The organism is Polaribacter sp., from assembly GCF_036480315.1.
GTDB lineage: Bacteria > Bacteroidota > Bacteroidia > Flavobacteriales > Flavobacteriaceae > Polaribacter.
The window spans coordinates 31276-57970 of sequence record NZ_JAZGGG010000001.1 but is presented as its reverse complement, the minus strand read 5'-3'; the positions used below and the strand labels follow the sequence as shown (position 1 = coordinate 57970).

At 29.6% G+C, this 26695-nt stretch carries 26 protein-coding genes; 17 read left to right on the top strand and 9 right to left on the bottom strand.

Features of this window, described 5'->3' with window-relative positions; all coding sequences use genetic code 11:
* Window positions 1-36: 36 nt before the first annotated feature.
* Window positions 37-672: a ribonuclease H family protein gene (locus V3V28_RS00315; protein ID WP_331363023.1), complete on the bottom strand. Its 636-nt coding sequence runs from the start codon at window positions 670-672 to the stop codon at window positions 37-39.
* Window positions 665-1237: a phosphoribosylglycinamide formyltransferase gene (purN, locus tag V3V28_RS00310; protein WP_331363022.1), complete on the bottom strand. Its 573-nt coding sequence runs from the start codon at window positions 1235-1237 to the stop codon at window positions 665-667. Before purN ends, V3V28_RS00315 begins: the two co-directional genes overlap by 8 nt.
* 172 nt (window positions 1238-1409) lie before the next feature.
* Between purN and V3V28_RS00305 the strand changes: the two genes are divergently transcribed.
* From V3V28_RS00305 to pyk, 5 genes are all read left to right on the top strand, one after another.
* Entirely contained in the window at window positions 1410-1646 is a 237-nt protein-coding gene (locus tag V3V28_RS00305) for an acyl carrier protein (RefSeq protein ID WP_004569249.1), read from the top strand.
* 7 nt (window positions 1647-1653) lie between these two features.
* Window positions 1654-2907: a beta-ketoacyl-ACP synthase II gene (fabF, locus tag V3V28_RS00300; RefSeq protein WP_331363021.1), complete on the top strand. Its 1254-nt coding sequence runs from the start codon at window positions 1654-1656 to the stop codon at window positions 2905-2907.
* Window positions 2908-2910: 3 nt separating this feature from the next.
* Window positions 2911-3648 (top strand): ribonuclease III, encoded by a 738-nt coding sequence (gene rnc, locus V3V28_RS00295; protein WP_331363020.1) that lies wholly within the window; start codon window positions 2911-2913, stop codon window positions 3646-3648.
* Between the two features lie 83 nt (window positions 3649-3731).
* Window positions 3732-4202 carry an IPExxxVDY family protein gene (locus tag V3V28_RS00290; protein WP_331363019.1) on the top strand — a complete coding sequence of 157 codons (471 nt, stop codon included), beginning with the start codon at window positions 3732-3734 and terminating at the stop codon, window positions 4200-4202.
* A gap of 1 nt (window position 4203) precedes the next feature.
* A complete protein-coding gene (gene pyk / locus V3V28_RS00285) occupies window positions 4204-5631 on the top strand; it encodes a pyruvate kinase (RefSeq protein ID WP_331363018.1) in 1428 nt (475 codons plus the stop codon).
* Between the two features lie 144 nt (window positions 5632-5775).
* Here the strand turns inward: pyk and V3V28_RS00280 are convergent, their stop codons facing one another.
* Window positions 5776-8073, bottom strand: coding sequence for a M20/M25/M40 family metallo-hydrolase (locus V3V28_RS00280; RefSeq protein WP_331363017.1), 2298 nt, complete (start codon window positions 8071-8073; stop codon window positions 5776-5778).
* A gap of 104 nt (window positions 8074-8177) precedes the next feature.
* Here V3V28_RS00280 and V3V28_RS00275 point away from each other — a divergent pair, with 104 nt between their 5' ends.
* The gene (locus V3V28_RS00275; protein ID WP_331363016.1) at window positions 8178-8648 is read left to right on the top strand and encodes a CBS domain-containing protein; all 471 of its coding nucleotides are present in this window, start codon (window positions 8178-8180) and stop codon (window positions 8646-8648) included.
* Here V3V28_RS00275 and V3V28_RS00270 read toward each other — a convergent pair.
* Both V3V28_RS00270 and V3V28_RS00265 read right to left on the bottom strand, forming a co-directional pair.
* Window positions 8645-9340 carry a hypothetical protein gene (locus tag V3V28_RS00270; RefSeq protein WP_331363015.1) on the bottom strand — a complete coding sequence of 232 codons (696 nt, stop codon included), beginning with the start codon at window positions 9338-9340 and terminating at the stop codon, window positions 8645-8647. The two genes, V3V28_RS00275 and V3V28_RS00270, sit on opposite strands and share 4 nt — an antisense overlap.
* Window positions 9341-9385: 45 nt before the next feature.
* Window positions 9386-9736, bottom strand: coding sequence for a hypothetical protein (locus V3V28_RS00265; protein WP_331363014.1), 351 nt, complete (start codon window positions 9734-9736; stop codon window positions 9386-9388).
* 157 nt (window positions 9737-9893) lie between these two features.
* Between V3V28_RS00265 and V3V28_RS00260 the strand changes: the two genes are divergently transcribed.
* Window positions 9894-10229 carry a single-stranded DNA-binding protein gene (locus V3V28_RS00260; RefSeq protein WP_331363013.1) on the top strand — a complete coding sequence of 112 codons (336 nt, stop codon included), beginning with the start codon at window positions 9894-9896 and terminating at the stop codon, window positions 10227-10229.
* A 116-nt stretch (window positions 10230-10345) separates the two neighbouring features.
* Here the strand turns inward: V3V28_RS00260 and V3V28_RS00255 are convergent, their stop codons facing one another.
* The gene (locus tag V3V28_RS00255) at window positions 10346-11407 is read right to left on the bottom strand and encodes a phosphotransferase enzyme family protein (RefSeq protein WP_331363012.1); all 1062 of its coding nucleotides are present in this window, start codon (window positions 11405-11407) and stop codon (window positions 10346-10348) included.
* Window position 11408: 1 nt separating this feature from the next.
* The gene (locus V3V28_RS00250) at window positions 11409-12323 is read right to left on the bottom strand and encodes a nucleotidyltransferase family protein (RefSeq protein ID WP_331363011.1); all 915 of its coding nucleotides are present in this window, start codon (window positions 12321-12323) and stop codon (window positions 11409-11411) included.
* 147 nt (window positions 12324-12470) lie between these two features.
* Between V3V28_RS00250 and V3V28_RS00245 the strand changes: the two genes are divergently transcribed.
* Entirely contained in the window at window positions 12471-13514 is a 1044-nt protein-coding gene (locus tag V3V28_RS00245; protein ID WP_331363010.1) for a substrate-binding domain-containing protein, read from the top strand.
* 88 nt (window positions 13515-13602) lie between these two features.
* Entirely contained in the window at window positions 13603-14241 is a 639-nt protein-coding gene (locus V3V28_RS00240) for a carbohydrate-binding family 9-like protein (protein WP_331363009.1), read from the top strand.
* A 104-nt stretch (window positions 14242-14345) separates the two neighbouring features.
* On the opposite strand, the gene V3V28_RS00235 is transcribed toward V3V28_RS00240, so the two are convergent.
* Window positions 14346-14708, bottom strand: coding sequence for a winged helix-turn-helix domain-containing protein (locus V3V28_RS00235; RefSeq protein WP_331363008.1), 363 nt, complete (start codon window positions 14706-14708; stop codon window positions 14346-14348).
* A gap of 198 nt (window positions 14709-14906) precedes the next feature.
* Here V3V28_RS00235 and V3V28_RS00230 point away from each other — a divergent pair, with 198 nt between their 5' ends.
* The 8 genes from V3V28_RS00230 (at window position 14907) to V3V28_RS00195 (ending at window position 24180) form a co-directional block, all read left to right on the top strand.
* Window positions 14907-15128: a hypothetical protein gene (locus tag V3V28_RS00230; protein ID WP_331363007.1), complete on the top strand. Its 222-nt coding sequence runs from the start codon at window positions 14907-14909 to the stop codon at window positions 15126-15128.
* Between the two features lie 3 nt (window positions 15129-15131).
* Window positions 15132-17456, top strand: a complete 2325-nt coding sequence (locus V3V28_RS00225; protein ID WP_331363006.1) for a molybdopterin-dependent oxidoreductase — start codon at window positions 15132-15134, stop codon at window positions 17454-17456.
* Between the two features lie 3 nt (window positions 17457-17459).
* Window positions 17460-18152, top strand: coding sequence for a nitrate reductase cytochrome c-type subunit (locus V3V28_RS00220; protein WP_331363005.1), 693 nt, complete (start codon window positions 17460-17462; stop codon window positions 18150-18152).
* Window positions 18145-18771, top strand: a complete 627-nt coding sequence (locus tag V3V28_RS00215; RefSeq protein ID WP_331363004.1) for a cytochrome c3 family protein — start codon at window positions 18145-18147, stop codon at window positions 18769-18771. Before V3V28_RS00220 ends, V3V28_RS00215 begins: the two co-directional genes overlap by 8 nt.
* 61 nt (window positions 18772-18832) lie before the next feature.
* Window positions 18833-19963 (top strand): 4Fe-4S dicluster domain-containing protein, encoded by a 1131-nt coding sequence (locus tag V3V28_RS00210; RefSeq protein ID WP_331363003.1) that lies wholly within the window; start codon window positions 18833-18835, stop codon window positions 19961-19963.
* A gap of 128 nt (window positions 19964-20091) precedes the next feature.
* Complete coding sequence (gene dsrP, locus V3V28_RS00205) at window positions 20092-21309, top strand: sulfate reduction electron transfer complex DsrMKJOP subunit DsrP (protein ID WP_331363002.1); 1218 nt, start codon at window positions 20092-20094, stop codon at window positions 21307-21309.
* Between the two features lie 174 nt (window positions 21310-21483).
* Window positions 21484-21945: a (2Fe-2S)-binding protein gene (locus V3V28_RS00200; RefSeq protein WP_331363001.1), complete on the top strand. Its 462-nt coding sequence runs from the start codon at window positions 21484-21486 to the stop codon at window positions 21943-21945.
* A gap of 18 nt (window positions 21946-21963) precedes the next feature.
* A complete protein-coding gene (locus tag V3V28_RS00195; RefSeq protein ID WP_331363000.1) occupies window positions 21964-24180 on the top strand; it encodes a xanthine dehydrogenase family protein molybdopterin-binding subunit in 2217 nt (738 codons plus the stop codon).
* Between the two features lie 4 nt (window positions 24181-24184).
* On the opposite strand, the gene V3V28_RS00190 is transcribed toward V3V28_RS00195, so the two are convergent.
* Entirely contained in the window at window positions 24185-26569 is a 2385-nt protein-coding gene (locus V3V28_RS00190) for a hypothetical protein (RefSeq protein WP_331362999.1), read from the bottom strand.
* Window positions 26570-26695 lie beyond the last annotated feature (126 nt).

Here is a 26695-nt window from a genome sequence, read left to right as displayed (position 1 = left end):
TAACTGAAAAACAGCGACTGAATACTGCAAACTAATTTATTTCCTCCCAAAATCTGCAGGAATTTCTCCCCAAGCTTTGGTTTCCCATTTTAAGATTGGGTTTTTGAAAGTATTTTCTTTTAGCCAATTTTCGGCTCTTTTAATCAATTCTAATAAGTCTTTATTAGAAGCATCAAAATGCATGTTAGTTTTACATCTTTTCTGTTTTACCCAACTCATGGCAATTTTAGAATCGGAATAAATAGGGATATCTTCTTTGTTTTTGCTCTTTAACAAAGCAATTCCGTGTACCAAAGCTAAAAACTCACCAATATTATTGGTTCCTTTAGTAAAAGGGCCTTTTATAAAAATTTCTTGTTTATTATGTGTTAAAACACCTCTGTATTCCATTTTTCCAGGATTCCCAGAACAAGCTGCATCTACAGAAATACTTTCTAAATTAGGTCTTCCAAATTTTTCTTTTTCTTCGGATGATAACGTAGGTTTTTTAGTGTTTTTACCAACGTATTCTGCATAGTTTTTGGTTGTCGCAATTTCAGCTTCGTCTAAGTTTGCAAAAGATTTGTATTGTGCGCCTTCAAAACCATCAATTTGTTTCTTACAGACTTTCCAAGACGTAAAAATGCCTTTTTTTCGCCCGTTCCAAACAACATAAAACTTTTTTTTACTCATTGATTTGTATAATTACACTTTCAATAATTCTAGGAAAATATTGTTGCTCTAAAATATGAATCTTTTCTGCAATTTTATCGGGCGTATCTTCTGAAATTAATGCCGTTTTTGCCTGAAAAATGATTGCACCTTCATCATAATTAGCATTTACATAGTGAATAGTAATGCCAGTTTCTGTTTCTTTATTTTTTTTTACCGCTTTATGAACGTTCATTCCATACATTCCTTTTCCACCATATTTAGGTAATAATGCAGGGTGAATATTTATGATTTTATTCGGAAAAGCCTCCACAATTTTTTCAGGAATTTTCCATAAGAAACCTGCTAAAACAATATAATCTGCCTGCTCTTTTAGTAGATTTAGAACATCATCCGAAGCAAAAAAAGAATCTTTATTAAAATGTAAACACTTAATATTTAGGATTTTACATCTTTTAAATACTTTGGCATGCTCATTGTTACATAACACATTAGTAACCCTAGCGGTTTTAGTATGATTAAAAAACTTAATAATATTCTCTGCGTTCGTTCCAGAACCAGATGCAAAAATAACAATACGCTTCATAACTACATTTCTAGGCTACAAAAAAAGGAATAATTATTAACAAATAGATTATTTTAAGTGAAGATTAAATATTTTTATTTACTTTTAGTAATCATTTATCGGACAAAAATTAGTTTTAATTGTTAAGATTCGTATTTTTGCCCCGATTTAAATTTTAAAAAAACACAAAATTATGTCAGACATTGCATCAAGAGTAAAAGCTATTATCGTAGATAAATTAGGAGTAGACGATAATGAAGTAACAACAGAAGCTAGCTTCACAAACGATTTAGGAGCAGATTCTTTGGATACTGTTGAATTAATTATGGAATTCGAAAAAGAATTCGATATTCAAATTCCAGATGATCAAGCAGAAAACATCGGTACAGTTGGTCAAGCAGTTAGCTATATAGAAGAAGCAAAAAAGTAAAATTTATATGCAATTAAAACGAGTTGTAATCACTGGACTTGGCGCATTAACGCCAATTGGGAATAATATTGAAGAATATTGGAACGCTTTAGTTAACGGAGTTAGCGGAGCAGCGCCTGTAACGTATTATGATGCTGCCAAGTTCAAAACTCGTTTTGCATGTGAATTAAAAGATTTTAACGTAACCGATTTTATCAATAGAAAAGAGGCACGTAAAATGGATCGATTTACGCAATATGCAATGGTAGCTTCAGATGAAGCAATTGCAGATTCTAAATTAGATCTAGACAAAGTAAACAAATTACGCGTTGGTGTAATTTGGGGAGCAGGAATTGGAGGACTGGAAACATTTCAGAACGAAGTTTTAAACTTTGCCGCTGGCGATGGTACACCAAGATTTAATCCTTTCTTTATCCCAAAAATGATTGCAGATATTGCGCCAGGTCATATTTCTATTAAAAATGGATTTATGGGGCCAAATTATACTACGGTTTCTGCATGTGCTTCATCAGCAAATGCAATGATAGACGCTCTAAACTATATTCGTTTAGGATATTGCGACGTTATTGTAACTGGTGGTTCAGAGGCTGCTATTACCATTGCTGGTATGGGCGGTTTTAGTTCAATGCACGCATTATCATCAAGAAATGAAAGTCCAGAAACTGCCTCAAGACCTTTTGACGCAGAAAGAGATGGTTTTGTTTTAGGTGAAGGAGCAGGTGCTATTGTACTAGAAAGTTACGAACACGCAAAAGCAAGAGGCGCTAAAATTTATGCAGAAGTTATTGGAGGAGGAATGTCTTCTGATGCACATCATATTACAGCACCTCATCCAGAAGGAATTGGAGTAATTGCTGTTATGAAGAACTGTTTAGAAAATTCAGGAATTAAACCAGAAGATGTAGACCATATTAATACACATGGTACTTCTACACCTTTAGGAGATGTTGCAGAATTAAAAGCAATTTCAGCTGTTTTTGGTGATCATGCTAAAAACATTAACATTAACTCTACAAAATCTATGACAGGACATTTGTTAGGTGCTGCTGGTGCTATTGAATCTATTGCTTGTATTTTAGCAATGGAACATGGTATTGTACCACCAACAATTAATCATCAAAATATTGATGAGAACATAAACCCTGAATTAAATTTAACTTTAAATAAACCTCAAAAGAGAGATATTAAAGTGGCAATGAGTAATACTTTTGGTTTTGGCGGACACAATGCTTGTGTTGCTTTCAAGAAATTAGATGAATAATCTATGAATTTTATTCGTAAAATAGTAAAACAGCATTCAGAAGAGGATGCTGAATTATATAACGAATTAAAAAAACTACTCAATTTTTCTCCAAGAAAAATAAACAAATACAAAAAAGCATTTACACATAGATCTGTGCAAATGTTAGATAAAAATGGAATTCCTATAAACTACGAACGTTTAGAGTTTTTAGGAGACTCTATTTTGGGTTCTGTAATTGCCTCTTATTTATACAAGAAAGTACCAAGAGGATCTGAAGGTTATTTAACACAAATGCGCTCTAAAATTGTTAGTAGAGAACATTTAAATGAGTTAGGTAAAGACCTAAATCTAATTAAATTTGTAAAAAGTAATATAGACCAAGCTAATGTTGGCGATAATATTCATGGTAATATTTTTGAATCTTTGGTTGGTGCTATTTATTTAGATAAAGGATACAATTTCTGTCAGAAATTTATTCACGAAAATGTAATTGTACCTTACGTAGATATAGAAAAATTAGAAGGAAAAATTACTAGCTACAAAGGTTTAATTATAGAATGGTGCCAGAAAAAAAAGAAAAAATATTCTTTTGATACCTACGAAGATTCTGGTAACGAGAATATTAAGCACTTTAGTGTGAAAATTAGTATAGATGGCGAGCAAATTGCCAAAGGTAGAGCAACTTCAAAGAAAAAAGCAGAAGAACAAGCTGCTAAAAGAGTGTACTTTGCTTTTCAAAAAGAGATTTCAATTAACTGATATACGATAACGTTTTCGTTAAATTTAGCGTAAATACTCATAAACAAATTGTAATTTAGCCTACTTAAATTAGGTTACAATTTATGCAAGTTCACGCTTTAGGTTTAGACGATTTTTGTGAAGAAGAATATTCTTTAATAGGAATTCATACTACATTAGAAGATTATAGGCTTGCTTATTTATTAAATAAAAACTTACAAACACGTTTTTTAAAATCAGAAAAGGATTTAGAATTCGAAAAAGAAAAAAATAAAATTTCTTTTTCTATTTATAACTTTTCTAGTACCACTTATGATTATGAATGGTTTTTAATCGCTAATAGTTTTAGAAAAGAAAATAAAACAAGTTCAAACGAATTATTACTAACAACAGAAACAAAAACATATTTAATACCCGAGAAGAAAAAAGTAGATTTTTTCATTAAAATTTCTGGCGAAGTTGATTACAGTTTTGTTTCAAAGACTATAGAACAAATAAAAAATATTGAACAAGTAATTACGTCTTATTCAATAGATTACAATACATTAAAGTCGAAAGACTTTTTAATATTTTAATATGATAGATTACAAAAAAACCAAAATAGTTGCCACTCTAGGTCCAGCAACGGACACTAAAGAGATGTTAAAAAATTTAGCCAAAGAAGGTGTAAATGTTTTTAGAATTAATTTTTCGCATGCAGATTACGAAAACGTAAAAGAAAACGTAAAAAAAATTAGAGAAATTAATGAAGAAAACGGCTACAATGTTGCCATTTTAGCAGATTTACAAGGTCCTAAGTTACGTGTTGGAGTAATGGAAGATGACGTAGTTTTAGAAGATGGAGATCTATTTACTTTTACAACTGAAAAATGTATTGGTACTAAAGAAAAAGCATTTATGACGTATCAACGTTTTCCAAAAGATGTAAAAGTTGGAGAACACATTTTAGTTGATGACGGTAAATTAATGTTTGAAGTAGTTTCTACAGATAAAGACAAAGCAGTAGTTGTAAAAACAATTGTTGGTGGTGCTTTAAAATCTAAAAAAGGAGTAAACTTACCAAATACAGCAATTTCATTACCAGCTTTAACCACAAAAGATAAAGAAGATGCCGTTTTTGCTTTAAGTTTAAATGTAGATTGGATGGCACTTTCTTTTGTAAGAACACCAGAAGATTTAAGAATGTTACGCGATTTAATAGACGAGCATTCAGATTATAGAGTTCCTGTAATTGCAAAAATTGAAAAGCCAGAAGCTGTAGAAAATATAGATTCTTTAATTCCTTATTGCGATGGATTAATGGTTGCGCGTGGAGATTTAGGAGTAGAAATACCAATGCAAGAAGTACCATTAATTCAGAAAATGTTAGTAGATAGAGCTAAAAGAGCAAGAATTCCTGTAATTATTGCTACACAAATGATGGAAACAATGATTGATAATTCTGTACCAACAAGAGCAGAAGTAAATGATGTTGCCAATTCTATTATGGATGGTGCAGATGCAGTAATGCTTTCTGGAGAAACTTCTGTAGGAAAACATCCTTTAAGAGTTATCCAAAAAATGACAGAAATTATTGGGAGTGTAGAAAATTCTGATTTAATTAAAGTGCCACATGAAGCGCCTCATATTAGAACGAATAGATTTATAACAAAAGCAGTTTGTCACCACGCCGCATTAATGGCAAATGATATAGATGCAGCAGCAATTTCTACTTTAACAAATAGTGGTTACACAGCGTTTCAAATTTCTGCTTGGAGACCACAATCTAAAATATTAGCATTTTCATCAGAAAAAAGAATTTTAGGAAAACTAAATTTACTTTGGGGAGTTAAAGCTTTTTATTACGATAAAAACTTAAGTACAGATGATACCGTTGTAGACATTAACAAATTATCTAAAGAAAAAGGATATGTAGAAGACGGAGATTTAATGATTAACTTAACTTCTATGCCAGTTGAGGCAAAAGGTATGGTAAATACTTTAAGGATTTCAGAAATAGATTAAAACGTATTGTTTTAAATATAAAAAAGCATCTTGATTTTTTTCAAGATGCTTTTTTTTGAAGCTATTTCCTGCTTTCACTACTCGATTTTTTTGTGAAAAACAAAAAAGAGCTTAAACAAACCGTTCAATCAGGGCTATACTATTTTACAATTTTAACTGTTTAGAAATAATAATTGCATCATTAGTTACAAATGGCATTGGCATCATTTCTTCAGTTCTTGGATTTATAGTAAAATTAGAATTACTCAATAAATCATAAGAGATTTCATTAAGAATAACATCTAAAGCTTCTGCTTTGTCAACAGAAAAAGAAAGTGTTAGTTCTGTATCTGCATTCCCAAAATGATACACTAAAAAAGTACCATTTTTAACTTTATAGGTTTTTCCATCATTTACCAAAACGTCATTCACTTTAAATTGATTTAATTTTATAGGATTTTTACTAATAAACTCAAACTTATTTATTTTTCTGTTAGGTGTAATGGTCAATTCTAAAAAACGTTTATTACCAATAATTGTATCTATTTCAGTAATAATTTCTGATGAAGAAATTGCTCTATTTTCAGTTTTCTTATGATATTTAAAATGCGTGTTGTATTTACTTTTCGTTTCTGCATTTGTAATTCCGCCTTTTATAGCTGTTTCATCAAAAACTTGTTCTGTATAAGAATCTAAAGTATTATTATAAGTACCAAAATAAGCCGTTTTATTGTCTGAATTCTGAATATAAACAATACTGTTAGGTTTTTTATTCTCTACAGAGAAACCACTGTTAAATGTTGCTATACCAAAAAAGATAATCATTAAAAGACCAGATGCTTTTTGCATCCAAAAAGATTTGTTTTGGTTAAAGGTAAAAATCATCAATCCAAAAATGAGAGCGATAATAACTCCACTAACAAATAATATACCCAAACCTAAACCTACAGGAAACATTTTAATTAAAGGCGCAAAAATATAAATGGTAGGTATAGATATAATAGTGAATAATATTCGTTTCGATTTTTCTTCTAAATTCATAAAAATAGCTATTGCTAAAATGAACAAAGAAACAAACACAGGAATAATAAAAAAGCCTGCACCTTTTAAATAAATACTAATAATAACATTTATAAGCAACCAAATAAAAATTGGTGCAATAATTAAATCTGTTGGCTTGTCTTGTTTTAAAAAGAATTTATACGTTTTAAATAAAATATAAAGGTTTAAGAATACAAACGCCGCTATATAAATGTAACCGTTATAAGTAAAACCGTGTAAAATATCTTGGTATTGCGGATGAATAAAAAGAATCAATTTCCATAAACCAAAAGAAATTCCGCCGCATAAAAGAATTGAAACTATAAAAGGAATAAAGCTTTTAAAAGCACCCTTTATGGTTAGTTTATTCAAAGAAAACCCAAAGAAAAGTAAAACGATAAAAAGCAGCATTGCAATAATTAACATCGGTAAAACCCAAGAAAAAGAATAGGTTAATAGTTTTACAAAAGGAAAATTAACGTAGACAAAATCTTCATCAGAATTTAAATTAGTTAAATCTGAATTTGAAAAGTAATTTATAGAAGTTGTAAAATAATCTGCTTGATGTAAAAGTGTTTCTCGATCTAAACGCTCGTAAGAGTCTAGTGCAGTATGATAATCAAAATGATCACCAATAAAAGCAAAATTAAATCCATTTATGTCTGCTTCTTTTCTAAAAACCGTAAGATCAGTATCATTAGGCAATTTTTTATAGATAGAATACATTAAAGAATTTGCTACCGGAAAGTTTGGTTTTGCTGCAATAAACTCCGATAAAAGCTTGCTGTTTTTTCCGTTAGTTTCCATTAACATATAACTTGGTCCACCACTTCCACGAGCTTCAAAATTTAAAACCAAACCAACATCTTTTGCCCATTTATGTGCATCTACAAAAGCTTGCGCGCCTAATAAACCTAACTCTTCAGCATCAGAAATTAGAATAATAATGTCGTTTTTGGGAGTTGTATTTTTTGCTAAAAAAGCTCTTAAACCTTCTAAAATTGTAACAACGCCAGAACCAGCGTCACTGGCACCAACAGAAGAATGTGGGTTAGAATCGTAATGAGTTAGTAGCATTAATGCTTTTCCGTTTTCAGAACCTTTAATGCGTGCAATAATATTTTCTGTTGTTGTTGCTGCAAACCATTTTTTGTTAATGGCAGTTTGAGTTTGAATTTCCGTTTCTAAACCCAATTTTTGAATTTCAGAAACAATATAATTCTGCACTTTTTTATGATCTGCTGAACCTACATAATGCGCTTCTTTAGTAATATTTTTAAGGTGAAATAGTGCATTATCAATAGAAAATTCAGTTTTAGCTATTGTTTTTTTTTTGTTTATCGATGGTTTTGCATCAGAAAAACTCCAACAAATAACACCAATAATTATTAGTACTGAAACAAGGGACGAAAAGGCTTTCATAAAATAAATAAGTTTTTATAAAAGTAAGAAAAAAAAAAACTTTAAATCAAATGTAAAACAAAAGATAAAAATCTGTATTTTAGGTCGACTAAAACCAAACTATTATGGGAATTAAAAGCTTTCAAGGAAAAAGAGATACTTCACAACAAAAAGGAGAATCAGAGATATTAGTAGCAGATTATATGACTACTAATTTAATAACTTTTAAAGCGGAAGATTCTTTAGACCATGTAATTAATCAATTAATTACCTATAAAATTTCTGGAGGACCTGTTATAAATTCTAAAAATGAATTGATAGGTATTATTTCTGAAACGGATTGTATTAAACATATTTCTGAAAGTAAATACTATAATATGCCTTCGGATACAAATAATACGGTTGGTAAATACATGGTGAAAGATGTAGATACAATTGACAAAAATATGAACATTTTTGATGCTGCGTTTAAATTTATTTCTTCTCACAGAAGAAGATTTCCTGTTGTTGAAAACGGAAAATTGATAGGGCAATTAAGTCAGAAAGATGTTTTAAAAGCTGCCATTAAAGTGCAAGGAAATACTTGGAAAAGTTAAAACCTTTTCTTCGATTTAATATTTGGTAAATCTGTAATGATTAATTTTTGTTTATCAGAACTCTCTAGTTCGGCTATTTTAGAATACGAATATCCTTCTATTGGTTCTTTTAAACTTTTCCACTTTGCAATTCCAGCAACAGTAATTTGTTCGCCAACTTCTATAATTCCTTCTGAATAACGTAAAGACTTATTAAAACCAAAGAAGCCTTCACTATCAATATTATATTGTTTTAATAATGTTTTAAATTCTGGAGTTGCGTCATTAAAAGTACCTGAGTTTACTTTTTTATCAACGACTAAATGACTAATGTAGTTTTTAGGGTTTTGACAAGGCCTTACAATTGCAAAATCTCCATTTTTTTCTAAAAAGAATTCTTGAATTTTTTCTTCTTTGACTAAAGTATCCCAATAAGAACTTTTACCATTACTTTTTTTCTTTTCAATTTTCATTACATAAAATATACATTTCCTCTTACTAAAAGGAGCAATTAATGGTTCTTTTACGTGCAATGCTTTTCCTGAAAATCGAGTAAATTCATTGTTTTTTAAACTACCAATTTGCTTAATTGGTAATTTAGAAAGTGTTCTAATAATTTTCTGTTTCGTGTTAAAAAAATAAATTAAACCACCTATAAGTGCCGCTAAAGAAATGGTGACTAGTATTATAAAATAATTTGAAGATAGAAACATGGCATTTTAGTTATTAGTAATATTTTTCACAAAATTGTTACAATTTTAATCTCTTTTAATCAACAAAAAAGTTTCATTTTCAAGCAGTAAATAACCTTCATCATAAATATAAAAATAAGTGTTCCCTGTTTTAGTTTTATAGATAGAAGTAAAGAACTGAAAGTCGAAACCTTTATCATACAATTTGGTTCTTGTTACTTTTGTTTTACCAGAAACGTTTAATTCGGATAAAATTTTATAATTTTTTCGAAGTCGGTTATTAATATTTCTGATGAGGTTTTTACTGTTTTTATTTACACGATTGTTATATGCATTTCTGCAATAATCTGAACAAAACTTTTTATCTACTCTTCCTTTTAGAACCTCTTCACATTCTAAACACTTTTTGTTATCCATATGTCTAATATAAGTAAAATTATCCGTTTACAAACGACTACAAATAATTACAACCGAAAGTAATTGTTTTGCAACCGAATAAAACTTGAATGATGTCGCAACTTTGCAGTGTCAAAACGTATTGACAAATAATAATAATAATTTAAAAACTTATCTTATGAGTACGTTAAGAAACAAAGTACAGTTAATAGGAAATTTAGGAAACAACCCAGAAATTATCACTTTAGGTAGTGGTAAAAAATTAGCAAAATTTTCTATTGCTACCAATGAAAGTTATAAAAATGCACAAGGTGAAAAAGTAACAGATACGCAATGGCACAATGTTGTTGCCTGGAACAAAACTGCAGAAATTATAGAACGCTATTTAGAAAAAGGAAACGAAGTTGCTATTGAAGGGAAATTAACTTCTAGAAGTTATGAAACCAAAGAAGGAGAAAAAAAATACATTACAGAAATAGTTTGTAATGAATTGTTAATGTTAGGAGGAAAGTAGTACTTTTTATAAACGTTAATTATGATTGCCAAAAACCAAGAGTTAGTTAGCTCTTGGTTTTTTATTTAGAATTAGTGTGTAATTGATATAAATTTTAAAATATTTACCATTATTTTTTATATAGATATTTTTTTAGAAAAACTTTCAATCAATTTAAATTGATTTTTTGATCTAACTAAATTGTGTTCTGGGTAGTTTGTTTTATAATAAACATCGTTATTTAAATAGTCTGTTAAAAAGCGTATTGCCATTATAAAAATCATTGTTTTTGCTGCTAATGGTAAATACTTTAACTCTGTTTTTGATAAAGAATCGTTCGTTTTTTCTAAAAAACCTTTTTCGTATGCTTTATAATACTCTAAATTAAATTCAACTTTAGACAAATCTTTTTCATCTTCTGCACCAGAATTACAAATTGTTCTAATAGCATCACCAAAATCATAATGAATTATACCAGGCATAACGGTATCTGTATCTATCATGCAGATGCCTTTATTGTTTTTTGTAAATAGCGAATTAGATATTTTAGTATCATTATGTGTAACTCTAACAGGAATTTCGCCTGCTTTTTTCAAATTTTGAAGAATGTGCATTTCTTCTTTTAAATCTGCTACTATTTGTATGTATTTTGCTGCTTTGTTTAATCGTTCTTTTAAAGCATTTTGAACAGATAATGTGTACTGTTTGTAACGCGAAGACATATCATGAAAATTAGGAATTACATCAATTAACAAACTACTATCAAAATCGGATGTTAAATTTAAAAAATCTCCTAAAAGTTTTCCACCTTCGTATGCTATTTCTGGGTTTTTTACAATTTCGTGTGTAATGCTGTGGTCAATAAAAATCATTACATTCCAAAAATCATCATTTTCTTTATGGTAATAAAAAGCGGTGTCTTTAGCTTTTACAAAACTTAAAACAGTTTTATTTAATTCTTGCTCTGTAGCATTTGGGTATTTACTTATTAAGTGTTTGCTTGTTAATATTTTATTATTTACCAAACCAGGAACATCTTTAAAAACCCGGTGATTTATTCTTTGTACTATGTAATTATGGGTTCCATCGGTTTTTACTAAAAAAGTATCATTAATATGACCAGAACTTAATTCTGAATGACCTACATATTTAGATTGATGATTGAACTCGTTAAAAATAGATTCTATATTTGCTTTCATATTAATTCCATAAATTAGTTGGGTACACTCCGTTCTTTTTCAGTTTATTGATCTCTATTTGGGCTTTTTCTTTATCATCACTATACGTAACACCAAACCATTTAGAATCTGATTCTAATACTTTTACTGTTGCTTTTTTAGAGACTAACATTTGATTTACAATCAATGGTAAATAGAATTCTGCTTTTAAGTTTTCTTTATTATTTTTTAAAAAATCTAAAAACAACTCATCTCCAAACTCAAAACATTTAGGCGTAAAACCCCAAAAATTCATAGAAACTGTGGTGTTTTCATCAACCGGAATCATTTCTCCGTTTTCATTTTCAGTTTTTAAGATTCCGTCAATTTTTTCAATTCTAACTCTTTCCGTAATATCCGTTAAAAAACCATTATCATCAATAGTACAATCTCCTCTAGAAACATAACCATTGTCTGAAACCGTGTTTTTTAAAGAATAAGCAACCATACTAAAGTTATAACTATTTTTTTCTGTATTTCTTAATTGGGCTGCAATTGCATTAAAAGCTTGTCTGCTATAAAAATCGTCTGCATTTATAACAGCAAAATTTTCTGTTACAACATCTTTTGTCATTAACAAAGCATGGCCAGTTCCCCAAGGTTTTATTCTTTTTGAATTTATATATTCTTCGGGGATGTTCTCTAATTCTTGAAACACATATTTAACTTCAACTTTACCAACTAATTTTTTATTAAAAATAGCTTTAAAATCGTTTTCAAAAGTTTTTCTTATAATAAAAACCACTTTTCCAAAACCAGCTTGAATTGCATCATAAATAGAAAAATCTATAATGGCATCCCCTTCAGGAGTAAATGTGTCCATCTGTTTTAATCCTCCATACCTACTACCCATTCCTGCTGCTAAAATGACTAATGTAGGTTTGTTATTTGTGCGCATGATTATTTGATATTTAGATAATTTTAATTAAGTGACTATTGTTTATGTTCACAACAAAAATATATTTTTTTTTTTGTGTGACCAAAGTGTTTTTAATAAATGTGCTCGAACACATTTTTTGAAACAAAAATATTTATATTTGCATTAATGAAGAAATACACCATTAAAAATATTGCAGAACTAGCAGGCGTATCTAAAGGAACTGTAGATCGAGTAATTCATAAAAGGGGTAAGGTTTCAAAAAAAGCTTTAGAAAAAGTGAATGTTGTTCTAAACGAAATAGATTACAAACCAAACTTGTTAGCAAGAAGCTTAAAAAAGACAAAAGAATATCATATTTGTGTAGTTTTACCAGATTATAAAGAAGACCTTTTTTGGCAACCTTGTTTTGAAGGAATTGAAGTAGCTATTAGTGAATACACTTCTTTTGGTATTTTTATAGAACCATTCTTTTTTTCTCCGAATGCTGTAAATTCGTTTATTGAAGTTAATAAAAAAGTGTTAGACTTAAAACCAGATGCAGTTTTATTGGCTCCTATGTTTTATAAAGAAACAATAAGTATTGTTAACAATTATACAGAGGCAAATATTATTGTTAGTAAATTTAATAATCAACTCGAAATTGAAAATACTAAAAACTTTGTTGGTCAAAATTTATTTAAAAGTGGAAGAATTGCAGCAAATCTAATTAACATTATAATCCCTAAAAAAGCGAGCATTTTAATTTTGCATATTGATGAAGATCCTAATAATGCAATTCACATGCAAGAAAAAGAAAAAGGGTTTAAACATTATTTTAAAGAGTTAGAGAATTCGAACTATAAAATTCGAACTTGGAACTCTAAACAAGTAGATCTTACAAAAAAATTAGACTCCATTTTTTTAAATACTATTGCAACGGATGTTATTTTTGTTACAACTTCTAAAGCTTATTTGGTTGCGGAATTTATTAAAAGTAAAAAACTTAAGAACGTAAAACTTATTGGATACGATTTATTGGATGAAAATATTCAATATTTAAAAGACAATGTTATTAATTTTTTAATTCATCAAAATCCTAAAAAACAAGTTTATTTAGGAATATCATATTTAGTAGAATATTTTCTTTTTGGTAAGGAAATACCTACTAAAAGTTTATTACCAATAGATATTATTACAGCAGAAAATTTAGAAACATATATTGAAAGTTAAGAATTAATTCATTGAATTTAGAACAGCAGAAATTTGATTAATTATAATATAAAAAGAGATGATTTTTATAAATAAATAATTGGTAATAATGAATAATTACAAAGTAAAATTGATAAAAGAAAAAGACATAATTATTTCAGGTAAAGGAAATAACTCAATCTGGAAAGAAGCAAATTCTTTAACCAATTTTTCTTCTCCTTGGGATAATAAACCTATAAAAAAAATAGAATTTAAAGCAGTTCATAATTCGGAAAAAATATTTTTTCAATTTAAAGTTGATGACAATCAGACTTATATTCATGCATCAGAAGATCAAAACGATAGTATAAATAATTCAGACAGAGTAGAATTGTTTTTTAGAAGTGATGCTTGTTTAAACCCTTATTATTGTTTAGAAATTGATTCAACAGGCAGAATTATGGATTTTAAAGCAAAGCTAAATAAAAATTTCGATTTTAATTGGAACTGGCCAGACCAAGAAATAGAAGTAAAATCATCAGTAAAATTAACTTATTTTATTGTAGAAATTGCAATTTCTATCCATTCTTTAGAAGACTTAAACTTGCTAAAAAAAGGTATTATTGAAACAGGAATTTATAGAGCAAAATACAACCGACAAAAGGACAATACTTTTCAACCAACTTGGATTTCTTGGATAAACCCGAATACAGAATCTCCTAATTTTCATACACCAACTTCCTTTGGAATTTTAAGTATAGACGTTTAATTAATTCTATTTATAAAAAGAAATTACTACTCAATTTAATAAAATATTTATGAAGTAAAATCACCGAAATTAATATCATTTATTAATTATAGAACTGCAATTTTTTATAAGTTTATCTCTTTTTTATTATTAAAAAAAGAAGCTTTTTCAATTTGTTTATCTAAATACTTCCAACAGTTTTTATTTATTACTTCAAAAGCATTAATCAATTCTTTTCCATGAGAAGTAATTGTAGTTCCTCCACCGTTTTTACCTCCAGTGTTTTTAATTACAATTGGGGTGTCTGCTTTCTTATTTACAGCATCTATAAGGTTCCAAGCTTTGTTGTAAGACATATTTAAACTTTTAGCAGCTTTAGATAAAGAACCAGTTTCATGTATTGCTTTTAAAAGCTTAATTCTTCCTTCTCCTAAAAAAATTGAATCGTTTTTTTCAATCCAAACCCTACTTTTTATTTTGTAACTCATTTTTTTTGATACTTATTTAAAATAACAGATTTATCTAACTCATTGAAAACAAGTTACTTTACCTATAACTCGTTATCTCTCAACAAAGATAACGGATTGATAATCTTTGTTTTATGATAATTATCATGTAAATAGTATTCATTTTTTTGGTATTTTGTTACTCGATAAATCAAAGAATAAATGCCTATAAAAAGTTATTTGGCCCATCCAATAAAAGGACAAAAAGAAGTACTCTTAAAAGAGTTATTAACTTTAAATAACTGCGAAGTTATTCCTGCAGATAATAAAGATGTTATTGTTGTTGTAACAGAAACAATAAACGATAATGAAGACGATAATTTAAAAGAGAAAATAGAAACTTTTAGCAGCTTAAAATTACTAGCATTAGTTTCTGGATTTAATACACCAAAAAAAGATTAACAAATGAGTGGAACATTAACAGATAGAAGAAGTTTTATAAAGAAAATGGCAGCTACTGCAGCAATGACAGCTGCTGCAACTATGTTTCCAGGAATTGTTTTTGCTAGTGAACAATTACCAGGAGTACCAGAGGGAAATTTAGATTGGAAAAAAGGACCTTGTCGCTTTTGTGGTGTTGGTTGTGGTATTTTAGTTGGTGTAGAAAATGGAAAAGCGGTTGCTGTAAAAGGCGATCCTAACTCTTCCGTGAATAAAGGATTGCTCTGTGTAAAAGGATACCATCAAACAATGTGTATTCAATCTAGTGATCGATTAACACATGCGTTGGTTAAGAAAAACGGTAAATATGTTAAAACACCAATTAGTGAAGCTTTAGATCTTGTTGCTAGTAAAATGAAATCTACCATAGAAAAACATGGTAAAGATTCCGTTGCAATGTACACTTCTGGCCAATCTACAATACCAGAAGGTTATATCGCTTCAAAATTAATGAAAGGTGCAATTGGTACAAATAATTTAGATTGTAATGCGCGTTTATGTATGGCAAGTGCCGTTACAGGGTTTTTAACAACTTTTGGCGCAGATGAACCAATGGGTTGTTATGAAGATATAGAGCATGCAGATTATTTTATCACTTGGGGAAATAATATGGCAGAAATGCATCCTGTATTATTCTCTAGAATGTTAGAACAAAAAAATAATAGAGGCGCAAAAATTATCGATTTTGCCACAAGAACAACACGTTCTAGTATGGCTGCAAATAAATCAATATTATTTGAACCTCAAACAGATTTAGCGGTTGCAAATGCAATTTGTTATGAAATTATAAATAATGGTTTTGTAAATAAATCTTTTGTAGATAATCATTGTAATTTTAGTAAAGGACTTACAAATATTGGCTATGGTACAGAAGATAAATTCAAATTTAAAGACAAACCAGAAAAAATAAATTTTGAAGAATATAAAGTTTTTCTTGAAGATTATACACCAGAAAAAGTAGCTAAATACTCTAAAGTATCTGTAAAAGACATTAAGTATTTGGCTAACATTTATGGAAACCCAAATAATAAGGTAGTTTCTTATTGGTGTATGGGAATGAATCAACACACTAGAGGAACTTGGATGAATAATCTTGTTTATAATATTCATTTATTAACAGGTAAAATTTCTCAACCAGGAAATGGGCCTTTTTCATTAACAGGGCAGCCTTCAGCATGTGGTACTGCAAGAGAAGTTGGGACTTTTACACACAAATTACCAAAAGGTGTTGTAATGAATCCTAAGCATAGAGCTTTAGCTGCAAAAATTTGGAAAGTTCCAGTAGAAAGAATTCCTTCAAAACCTACCTATCATGCAACAGAAATGTTTAGAGCTGTAGATCGAGGAGATATTAAGTTTATTTGGACACAAGCAGTAAACCCAATGGTTTCATTACCAAAAACCAAGCGTTATACTGCTGGAATGGAAAAAGATTCTTGTTTTGTGGTAGTTTCTGATGTGTTTCCTACTCCAACATCAGACGTAGCAGATGTTATTTTACCAGCGGCTTGGCATATAGAGAAAAGTGGATTGTATGGTAATTCTGAAAGAAGAACGCAACATTGGGATAAGATGGTAGAAGGTCCAGGAGATACTACTGCTGATGCTTGGATGTTTATTGAAGTTGCAAAACGAATGGGTTTTGGAGATTTATTTCCATACAGTAAAGAAAATCATGTAGAAGAAATTTATAATGAATATCGCCAATTTCATGAAGGTGCAAAACACGGTATGGCACCTTTAGAAGTATTAAAGAAAGAGTCTGGTGCAATTTGGCCCTATGTTAATGGAAAATCTACACAATGGAGATTTAACGCAGAATATGATCCTGCTTGTACAAATGGTAAAGACTTTCATTTTTATGGAAAACCAGACGGAAAAGCTGTTATTTGGCAACGACCTTATGAACCTGCCGCAGAATTCCCTGATAAAGAATATCCTTTTTGGCTAAATACAGGTAGAGTAATAGAACATTGGCATACAGGTTCTATGACAAGAAGAATACCTGTTTTACACAAAGCAATGCCACACGCTTATGTAGAATTACATCCAGAAGATGCTAAAAAATTTCAGATAAGAAATGGCGAAAACATAAAAGTAACTTCAAGAAGAGGTTCTTGTGTTTTACCAGCATCTATTAATGAAAGAGGTTTGCCAACTAAAGGCCAAGTTTTTGTACCATTTTTTGATGAAAATATGTTGATTAACGATGTTACTTTAGATGCTTTTTGTCCAATTTCTAAAGAACCAGATTATAAAAAATGTGCTGTTAAAATTGAAAAAGCATAAGTTATGAGAAAACGATTAGGTATCATATCGCTATTTGTAATTCTATTTATTGCTTTTATTATAGTATGGAATTATAGTTATCAAACAGGTTTAGAAGAAGCTTATGTTCCAATAGATAAGAAAGAGTCAACTTATATTATTCCATCTGAAAAAGGTGTTTTTAAAAGGTTTGATAATACTATAGATTATGCAAACATGCCTGTTGATGAAAATCATCAAAGAACTCTAAAAACTTATTATAATAACAGAGCATATCATGGTGCGCCGCCAAGTATTCCCCATCCAGTAAAAAACGATTTAACTGTTGGAGAAAATACGTGTTTACAATGTCATCAGAACGGTGGATTTACAGAAAAATATAGTGCGTATGCACCAGTAACGCCACATCCAGAATTGGTAAACTGTAGACAATGCCATGTTGAACAAAAAACGAACAGCCTGTTTAAAGGTTTTAAGTTCAGTAAAGTAAATGCACCAAAAGTAGGTGTTAATAATGCGTTAGTTTCTAGTCCGCCAATAATACCGCATCAAATACAATTACACGAAAGTTGTTTGTCTTGTCATGCAGGACCAAGTGCGCCAAAAGAAATAAGAGTTACACATCCAGAGCGTATAAATTGCAGACAATGTCATGTATTAAATAATAAAGAAATTAAGGATATAGGTGTTTTCATAAAAGAAATTAAAAATGAATAAAAACAACAGAATCATACAAATTTTAGGCTGTTTACTATTGATACTCTTAATTTCTTCCTGTAAACATAAAGAAGAAGAATATCATAGTATTACAGATAAAATTGAAGCAAAAAGTAAAAATTACCACGGAGTTTCTCTTTCTTCGGAAGCACATTTTGGAGATATAAAAATGATGGAAATTACTGAAGGAGAACACACTTTTTTAATCCCTGAAAGAAAGAGTCAAATTAAATCTTTTAAATGTACAGAATGCCACACAACACCTTTAAAAAAACTAAAAGGCAAAGACATAAAAAAAGCACATTGGGATATTACAATAGAACATGCAAATGTGAATACTATGAACTGTGTTACTTGTCATAATTCAGAAAATATGGACGAGTTAAAAAGTTTAACAGGTTCTAAAATTGATTTTAATAAAAGTTATAATTTATGCAGTCAGTGTCATACAACGCAATTCGAGGATTGGAAAGGTGGAGCACACGGTAAAAAAATTGGAGGTTGGGCACCACCAAGAGCATCTATGACTTGTGTAAATTGTCATAATCCTCACAAACCACATTTTGAGTCTAAATGGCCTGCAAGGTTTAATACTCAAAAAGTAAAAGAACGCAAATAAACGAATACTTCATTCATATTAATTTATTTTGATATTGATGATTTTCTAGAAAATATAATATATGAGTGGAATTGGTAAGTATTTTAAGTTGGATTTAAATAGTCCAACCAAACAAAAACAGTCAGGTGGTTGTGGTTGTGGTAAAACTGAAGGTGGTTGTAATTCTGATAAACCTAAAGAAGAAGAATTAAGTGAAGAAGAATTTTTACAAGCTGCAGTAAATGCTTCCATTGGAGAAGAAGTGAAAAAAGATGGTTTTGATCAAGTTTTTGATGTAAAAATGAATCGAAGAACTGCCTTTAAACAGCTAACAGCAAGTTTGTTAGTTGGTGCCGGTGCAGTTTCTTCTTGTACAAGTGCAGTTTCTAGTGACGAATCCAAAGAAAAATCTCAAATAGATTGGGAAGAGCAATTTAAAGGAAACTATAAATTGATGGATGATAAAGAGAAAAACGCTACTGTTGATCGATTAGTACGTTCTTATCAATTAAGAACAGGTAAAAACGTTAGTATGTCTTCTAAAAATGCAGAAAAAGATGTGTTGTTTGGTTATGCTTTTAACATCTCTAAATGTCAGGGATATATGGATTGTGTTAGTGCTTGCGTAGAAGAAAATAATCAAGATAGAAAATCTGAAATGCAATATATCCGTATTCATGAAATGAAAGACGGAAAAGGATTTAACTTTAATGAAGCAGATGATAATTATTATCATGAAGTTCCAGCAGAAGGGCATTTTTATATGGGAACTCAATGTTTTCATTGCGATAACCCACCTTGTGTAGAAGTTTGCCCTGTACAAGCAACTTGGCGAGAAGAAGATGGTTTGGTGGTTGTAGATTACGATTGGTGTGTAGGTTGTAGATATTGTATGGCAGCTTGTCCTTACGATGGTCGAAGATTTAATTGGAGCAAACCAGAAGTACCAGAAGCAGAAGTTAATAAAGACCAACATTACCTTGGTAATAGAATGCGTAAAAAAGGAGTTGTAGAAAAATGTACTTTTTGCGTACAACGTTCTAGAGCTGGTAAAAACCCTGCATGTGTAGAGGCTTGCCCTACAGGAGCACGTGTTTTCGGAAATTTATTAGATCCTAAAAGTACCATACGTTGGGTTTTAGAAAATAAAAAAGTTTTTAGATTAAAAGAAGATTTAGGCACAGAGCCAAAGTTTTGGTATTATATGGATTAGTACGCATTATGCGTTAGGGATTGAAGTGGAAATCCTTTTTGTGAAGCATGAACAAAAATATTGTAGCGAAAAGCCCGACCCTTGTGGTAACGCCCAAAACATATAACCAAGAATTAATAAAAGTTTACATGAGACGATTAAAAGTTTTTGCAAGTTTAATAAAAGACAGTTTAGATATTATTACACATGGTTCTAAAAAATATCATCTTTGGATGGCTTTTTTAACTTTTGTAATGTTAATAGGTATGTATTGCTATTCCATTCAATTAGAACACGGTTTAAGTGTTACAGGAATGACAGATAGAGTAAGTTGGGGTTTATATATTTCTAATTTTACATTTTTAGTAGGTGTAGCCGCTGCCGCCGTTATGCTAGTAATGCCAACCTATATTTTAAAAGATATAGATTTTAAGCAAGCCGTTTTAATTGGTGAGGGTTTAGCTGTATCTGCATTAATTATGTGTTTAGCATTTGTAGTTGCAGACATGGGAGGACCATCCGTTTTATGGCACATGATGCCAGGAATTGGTGTTTTTAACTTCCCGAACTCTATGCTTACTTGGGATGTTTTGGTATTAAACGGATACTTGTTTTTAAATATTACCATTCCTTTTTATATTCTTTTTAGACATTATCAAGGAAAAGAATCTAAAAAAAGTGTGTATGTTCCTGGAGCAATTTTATCTGTTTTTTGGGCAGTAGGTATTCATTTAGTAACCGCATTTTTATATCAAGGTTTACAAGCAAGACCCTTTTGGAATAATGCTTTATTAGGACCTCGTTTTTTAGCATCAGCATTTGCTGCAGGACCTGCATTAATTATTTTAATTTTAGCAATAATTAGAACTTATACTGAATTTAAAGTACCAAATAAGACCATTAAAAAGATAGCAATGGTGGTTACTGTTGCTGCTCAAATTAATATTATTATGTTGGTTTCAGAGTTGTTTAAAGAATTTTATGCACCAACACACCATAGTGAAAGTGCGTACTATTTATTCTTTGGTTTAGATGGTAAAACAGCTTTATTACCTTGGATTTGGACAGCTATTTCTTTAAATGTTTTAGCTACTGTAATCCTTACTTTTCACAAACTCCGTAACAATTTAAAAGTACTTTACTTTGCTTGTTTTATTTTGTTTGTTGCAATTTGGATTGAAAAAGGTTTCGGTTTAATCGTGCCAGGATTTATACCAGGACCTTATGGTAAAATTGCTGAATATACGCCTACAGGAATTGAAGTTGGAGTAACAATTGGTATTTGGGCAATGGGTGCTTTAGTATTTACCATTTTAGCAAAAACAGCAATAGGTATAGAAACAGGAAAATTAAGGTATAAAAAATAACACCTTTTTTAAATTAGGTTTATAGCATTTAGTTATAGTATATAAAGATTGTCTTTTTTAAAAGACAATCTTTTTTTGTTAAAAAATTCCTAAAAAAGGTGGCTAATTAATTGAGATATAAAAGAAGTAACATTTTTTTGTAACTTACAACTTCAATTTAAAAGCAGATTATCTATGCCAAATTACACTTTAAATGTTAACGGACAAAAAAAGAATGTAGTCGCAGATGCAGACACACCTTTGTTATGGGTTTTAAGGGATGAACTCAATTTAGTGGGTACAAAATTTGGCTGCGGAATTGCTCAATGTGGAGCTTGTACAGTGCATATAGATGGTGTTGCAACAAGAAGCTGCCAAATGCAAGTTTCTATTTTAGATGATGTAAAAATTACCACAATAGAAGGTCTTTCTAAAGATGGAAAACATCCAGTACAAGAAGCTTGGAAAGAGATAGATGTTCCGCAATGTGGGTATTGTCAAGCCGGACAAATAATGACAGCTTCCGCATTTTTAGAAGAAAATAAGAATCCTTCAGAAGATGAAATTAGAGAAGCTATGAATGGGAATATTTGCAGATGTGCTTCTTATAATAGAATTGAAAAAGCTGTAAAAGTTGCATCAAAAAAAATGTCATAATCACTAAAATTAAGAAAAATGAAATTACACAAAAAGGATAATTTTAGTCGAAGAAATTTTTTAAAGACATCTGTTTTAGCAAGTGGAGGAATGTTAATTGGATTCAATCTACTTTCTGCCTGCAAACCAGAAGCAAAAATGCCGGTAGATATTGAAAGCTTAAACTTCAACGATTTTAATGCCTTTATTAAAATCTCTAACGATGGTTATGTAACATTGTTTTCTCCAAATCCAGAAATTGGACAAGGTGTAAAAACATCTATGCCAATGATTATTGCTGAAGAATTAGAAGCAGATTGGAGCAAAGTAACCGTCGCACAAGGAATTTTAGATACAAAAAATTACAGAAGACAATTGGCAGGTGGTAGTCAATCTATTAGAAGTAGTTTCACTGCTTTAAGAGAAACAGGTGCAACTGCCAAACAAATGTTAGTAAATGCAGCTGCAGCAAAATGGAAAGTTGATGCGTCAACTTTAAAGGTTTCTAAAGGAATAATTACAAACCAAAACGGAGAAATTCTAGATTATGGAGCTGTTGTTAAAGAAGCTGCTTTATTAGAAGTTCCAGAAAATGTAAAACTAAAAGAAATTAAAGATTTTACTATTATTGGTAAAGATGCTACAAATGTAGATGTCGATAAAATTATCACAGGAAAACCTTTATTTGGTATTGATTATAAAGCCGAAGGAATGGTAATTGCTTCCGTTTTAAGGCCACCAGCTTTTGGGCAAAAATTAGAAAGTTTTAATGCAGATGAAGCCAAAAAAGTAAAAGGTGTTATTGATGTGGTTACAATAGGAGATAAGGTTAGAAAATATAATAAATCGGGTAAAAGAAATTGGACTTTTGTAATGTCTGATACTGATAAAGTAGTGGTAATTGCAGAAAATACTTGGGCAGCAATAAAAGGTAAAAAAGCACTTTCTGTTGTTTGGAAAGACGCTTCTAAATTAGAATCTACAGAAAATCATCATAAAATTTTAACAGCCATTTTAGATGGAAAAAACCTAAATACAAGACGAGAAGATGGAAATATTGAAAAAGCTTTTATAACCGCAGATAAAGTAGTTGAAAGAGATTATAACTCACCATTTTTGCCACATAACTGTATGGAACCAATGAATTTTTATGCAAATGTAACTGCAGAAAAAATTCATTTAGTAGGTCCTGTACAAACTCCAGAATATGCAGCAGCTGTTGTTGCAGATTTATTAGATTTCGATTTAGAAAAAGTCCATTTAGAAATGACAAGAATGGGTGGTGGTTTTGGTAGAAGATTGTATGGTGATTTTGTGTACGAAGCCGCAGAAATATCAAATGCAATTAAAAAACCTGTAAAACTAGTTTCTACAAGAGAAGATGACATGACAACAGGAGTTTATAAACCTTCTGTAAAATATAGAATAAAAGCAGCCTTAAAAGACGGAAAAGTTACTGGTTATAATTTAAAAGAAGCAGCAATTGGTAGCAATATGTATGGCTCAATTCCTAACTTTTTTCCTGCAGGTTGTATTCCAAATTACAAAGTAGAAACAGGTAATTATAAAAGTAATATTACCACTGGTGCTTGGAGAGCACCTTACACAAATTTCTTGGCGTTTGCAGAACAAAGTTTCTTTGATGAATTAGCATCAGAATTAAATATTGATACCATTCAATTACGTTTAGATTTATTGCAGAATGTTAAGAATACTAAAGATAAAAGCATTCAATATTCTGGTCAAAGAATGGAAGACACTATTAAGTTAGTGAGAGAAAAAGCAAATTGGGGTAAAACTCCTGAAGGAACTTACCAAGGTTTTGCCGCTTATTATAGTCATAATACACACGTTGCAGAGGTAGCAGATATTATTTTAAAAAACGGAATTCCTGTTATTAAAAAAGTAACCGTTGCTGTAGATTGTGGAATTGTTGTAAATCCAACAGGAGCAAGAAACCAAGTTGAAGGTGGTGTTATTGATGGAATAGGACATGCAATGTATTCAGATTTTTCATTTAAAGATGGGAAACCAGAATTTAAAAATTTCGATAAATACAGGTTAATCAGAATGCAAGAAACTCCAAAAGTAGAAGTTCATTTTGTAGAGAATAACTTATCACCAACTGGTTTAGGAGAACCTGGTTTGCCACCAGCAGGAGGCGCAGTTGCAAACGCAATTAATGCCGCTTTAGGTAAAAGAATGTATTCTCAACCTTTTATTAAACAATTGAAGAAAAGTAGTATTTTAGGGTAGGTAATTATTTATCTAATTCAATAACTTTTTCTTCAAAAATAAAAGTTCCATCGTTTGCAAAACCTTCAATAAAAAGTTTTATGCTATTATTTTGAAGATTTGCTACTTTAAAAGAAATAGTTCCATCGTCATTAATTTTATTTTTTGGTAGCCAATCGATTACACCATATTCATTAAAAAAGGCATTATTATTACTTTGATATAAAGGAGTATAATATTTTTTAGTTTCATTAAAAGTTATTGGAAAGGGATAACTTCTATATGGAATAGTCTTTTTTTCTGTGTATTGTAAGTTTGAATTTGTTCTAATTTTTATAACGCCACCAGCGCCACCTCTTATTCCTTCACCAATACCATTTTTATTTACGTTTATGTATTCTACTTCACTCATATCTAAAACAGCAAGATCACTAAAATCAAAAAGTTGTCTGCCATTTAAATAGATTGTAGGTGTAGAGCCACCATGAATTGTGCTAGCTTCAGAAAATTTATCGATAGTCATTATACCTTTATCTATAACAACAGAATAACCTTTATTTCTAATGTAATCTTGAAAAGAGATATTTCTTTTTCGATCTACGTCAGAAAAGACGTGCACTTTTCCGAAGGATCTATTTTTAATACTTTCTATTTTTGTTTCTTTAATTTTACTTTTTATTACAACTTCTTTTAATTGTTGGGTTACATTTAAATAAGAATTATAAAAACTATTTTTAGTATTTGATGTAATGTTAAATTTTTTATTTGGAGATAAAGAAGTGTACTTTTTATTTAAATCTGGAATTCTATTTGGATAAAAAGCCAAGTAAGAAGACAACGGTTTTAATACTCCTTTTTCGTTTAAAGAAGATAACTTTATATTATCATAAGTTTTAGGAAAAAGGCTTAATGCTAAAAATTGATTCTCATTTTTTCCTAAAACATAGTAATTAGGTTTGGTCTTTCCAACAGGATGAATAACATATTTTCCTTTTCTTTTTTTGTTCTTTTTAATTTTAACTTTTACAGAAATACCATCTTCAATAAAGTTTCTGGTTTTTACATCATCATTAAAAATAGAATACCAGTTATAGCCGCTCCAACCTTGTGTTAGCAATAGGTTATCAATATCTTTTTTTGCCTGTTCATTTACATTATTAAAATAATATGTTGCATTTTCTATGTTGCCTTTTAGATAAGGTTTTAAGTAATAATAAGATAAAATATTATGATGATGTTGATAAGATTTTGTTCTTACAGGAAGTACAGAAATACTAATATTATTTAATTTACTAGGAACAATATTTTTAAATGTTAGGTTTATTGTTGTTGAATCTTTTCTTTTTTCTAACGTTATTTTACTTGATTGTGCTGTTTTTATATTTTCATAATTAAAATATAGACGTTCTGCAATGGGGTTTTTATTATCATCAAAAAGTGTTAGAATATTAATACCAGAATTTAAATAATAATGACTTATAAAATTTTCTATTGTAGTTTTTTTATTAAATTTTATAGGAAATGTTTTAATTTTTTTTCCGTTATGTACAGTTAAAATGTAAATTTTTCCTTTCAATTCAGGAAGCGTTATTTTATTTGTTTTTATAAAAATATTTAAACCTTTTTTTTCCTTTTTTATTGAAATTGTTATTCCTTTTACTTCTGTTTTTGTAAGATTATAAAACGTTTCTTTATTATTATAAATAATTTTAACCCGATATTCTTTATTGAGTTCTGGGGTAAAAACAAAATTTCCTATTCCTAATTTATTTACTATAAATTTAGTTATAATTTTGTTTTCTTGCACTAACTCTCCATTAATGTTTGCGATGCCAAAGCCTAATTCATTTTTAAGAATAACACCTATTTTATTTTCTGTATTTGCTAAAAGATGTCCGCTTTCTGGTAAAAACTGCGCATCAATTTTATCAGAGATTGCTTCGTTTTTAATAACAGTTTCTTTCTTGGGATCTATAATTTTTATCGTTTCTACAAAAAAATTCTGCTCATTAAAATTTTTCATCCAATTTGTAAAAGCAAAAAATTTGTATTCTCCAGAAGTAAATAAAGAATCTATTGTAATTGAATTATTTGCAATACCATTTTTAACTTTAATTAATTGCTTTTTTATTATTTTATCATTTTTATCTTTAATAACGCAATAGAGATTTGCAGCAAAATCGGAAAATGAATTTGTAGTATTATTAATAATATAAGTAGTAAAACCAATGTCTTCGCCAACAACATAGGTAGACTTATTTAGATGAGAATACCCAATTTCTCTAGGTTTTTTAGTGTAATTTATAAAAGAAGAATCAATGCTTTTGTCTTTAAATAAATTTTGACTTTTTAATGGTATAACCATTAAAAACAAAATAAAGACAAAAGTAAGTTTCTTTAGAAAAATCATAGGACTAAAAATAGTTTAAATAATTAATTCTACCAATTATTCTAAAACTATTTCTTTGGTTTCAGATATAAAAGCACCGTCGTTTGCAAAGCCTTCAATAAAAAGTTTTATACTATTGTTTTGAAT

Coding starts and splice junctions, on each gene's coding strand:
- V3V28_RS00315 (WP_331363023.1), bottom strand. CDS start 672: ATGAGTAAAAAAAAGTTTTATGTTGTTTGGAACGGGCGAAAAAAAGGC.
- purN (WP_331363022.1), bottom strand. CDS start 1,237: ATGAAGCGTATTGTTATTTTTGCATCTGGTTCTGGAACGAACGCAGAG.
- V3V28_RS00305 (WP_004569249.1), top strand. CDS start 1,410: ATGTCAGACATTGCATCAAGAGTAAAAGCTATTATCGTAGATAAATTA.
- fabF (WP_331363021.1), top strand. CDS start 1,654: ATGCAATTAAAACGAGTTGTAATCACTGGACTTGGCGCATTAACGCCA.
- rnc (WP_331363020.1), top strand. CDS start 2,911: ATGAATTTTATTCGTAAAATAGTAAAACAGCATTCAGAAGAGGATGCT.
- V3V28_RS00290 (WP_331363019.1), top strand. CDS start 3,732: ATGCAAGTTCACGCTTTAGGTTTAGACGATTTTTGTGAAGAAGAATAT.
- pyk (WP_331363018.1), top strand. CDS start 4,204: ATGATAGATTACAAAAAAACCAAAATAGTTGCCACTCTAGGTCCAGCA.
- V3V28_RS00280 (WP_331363017.1), bottom strand. CDS start 8,073: ATGAAAGCCTTTTCGTCCCTTGTTTCAGTACTAATAATTATTGGTGTT.
- V3V28_RS00275 (WP_331363016.1), top strand. CDS start 8,178: ATGGGAATTAAAAGCTTTCAAGGAAAAAGAGATACTTCACAACAAAAA.
- V3V28_RS00270 (WP_331363015.1), bottom strand. CDS start 9,340: ATGTTTCTATCTTCAAATTATTTTATAATACTAGTCACCATTTCTTTA.
- V3V28_RS00265 (WP_331363014.1), bottom strand. CDS start 9,736: ATGGATAACAAAAAGTGTTTAGAATGTGAAGAGGTTCTAAAAGGAAGA.
- V3V28_RS00260 (WP_331363013.1), top strand. CDS start 9,894: ATGAGTACGTTAAGAAACAAAGTACAGTTAATAGGAAATTTAGGAAAC.
- V3V28_RS00255 (WP_331363012.1), bottom strand. CDS start 11,407: ATGAAAGCAAATATAGAATCTATTTTTAACGAGTTCAATCATCAATCT.
- V3V28_RS00250 (WP_331363011.1), bottom strand. CDS start 12,323: ATGCGCACAAATAACAAACCTACATTAGTCATTTTAGCAGCAGGAATG.
- V3V28_RS00245 (WP_331363010.1), top strand. CDS start 12,471: ATGAAGAAATACACCATTAAAAATATTGCAGAACTAGCAGGCGTATCT.
- V3V28_RS00240 (WP_331363009.1), top strand. CDS start 13,603: ATGAATAATTACAAAGTAAAATTGATAAAAGAAAAAGACATAATTATT.
- V3V28_RS00235 (WP_331363008.1), bottom strand. CDS start 14,708: ATGAGTTACAAAATAAAAAGTAGGGTTTGGATTGAAAAAAACGATTCA.
- V3V28_RS00225 (WP_331363006.1), top strand. CDS start 15,132: ATGAGTGGAACATTAACAGATAGAAGAAGTTTTATAAAGAAAATGGCA.
- V3V28_RS00220 (WP_331363005.1), top strand. CDS start 17,460: ATGAGAAAACGATTAGGTATCATATCGCTATTTGTAATTCTATTTATT.
- V3V28_RS00215 (WP_331363004.1), top strand. CDS start 18,145: ATGAATAAAAACAACAGAATCATACAAATTTTAGGCTGTTTACTATTG.
- V3V28_RS00210 (WP_331363003.1), top strand. CDS start 18,833: ATGAGTGGAATTGGTAAGTATTTTAAGTTGGATTTAAATAGTCCAACC.
- dsrP (WP_331363002.1), top strand. CDS start 20,092: ATGAGACGATTAAAAGTTTTTGCAAGTTTAATAAAAGACAGTTTAGAT.
- V3V28_RS00200 (WP_331363001.1), top strand. CDS start 21,484: ATGCCAAATTACACTTTAAATGTTAACGGACAAAAAAAGAATGTAGTC.
- V3V28_RS00195 (WP_331363000.1), top strand. CDS start 21,964: ATGAAATTACACAAAAAGGATAATTTTAGTCGAAGAAATTTTTTAAAG.
- V3V28_RS00190 (WP_331362999.1), bottom strand. CDS start 26,569: ATGATTTTTCTAAAGAAACTTACTTTTGTCTTTATTTTGTTTTTAATG.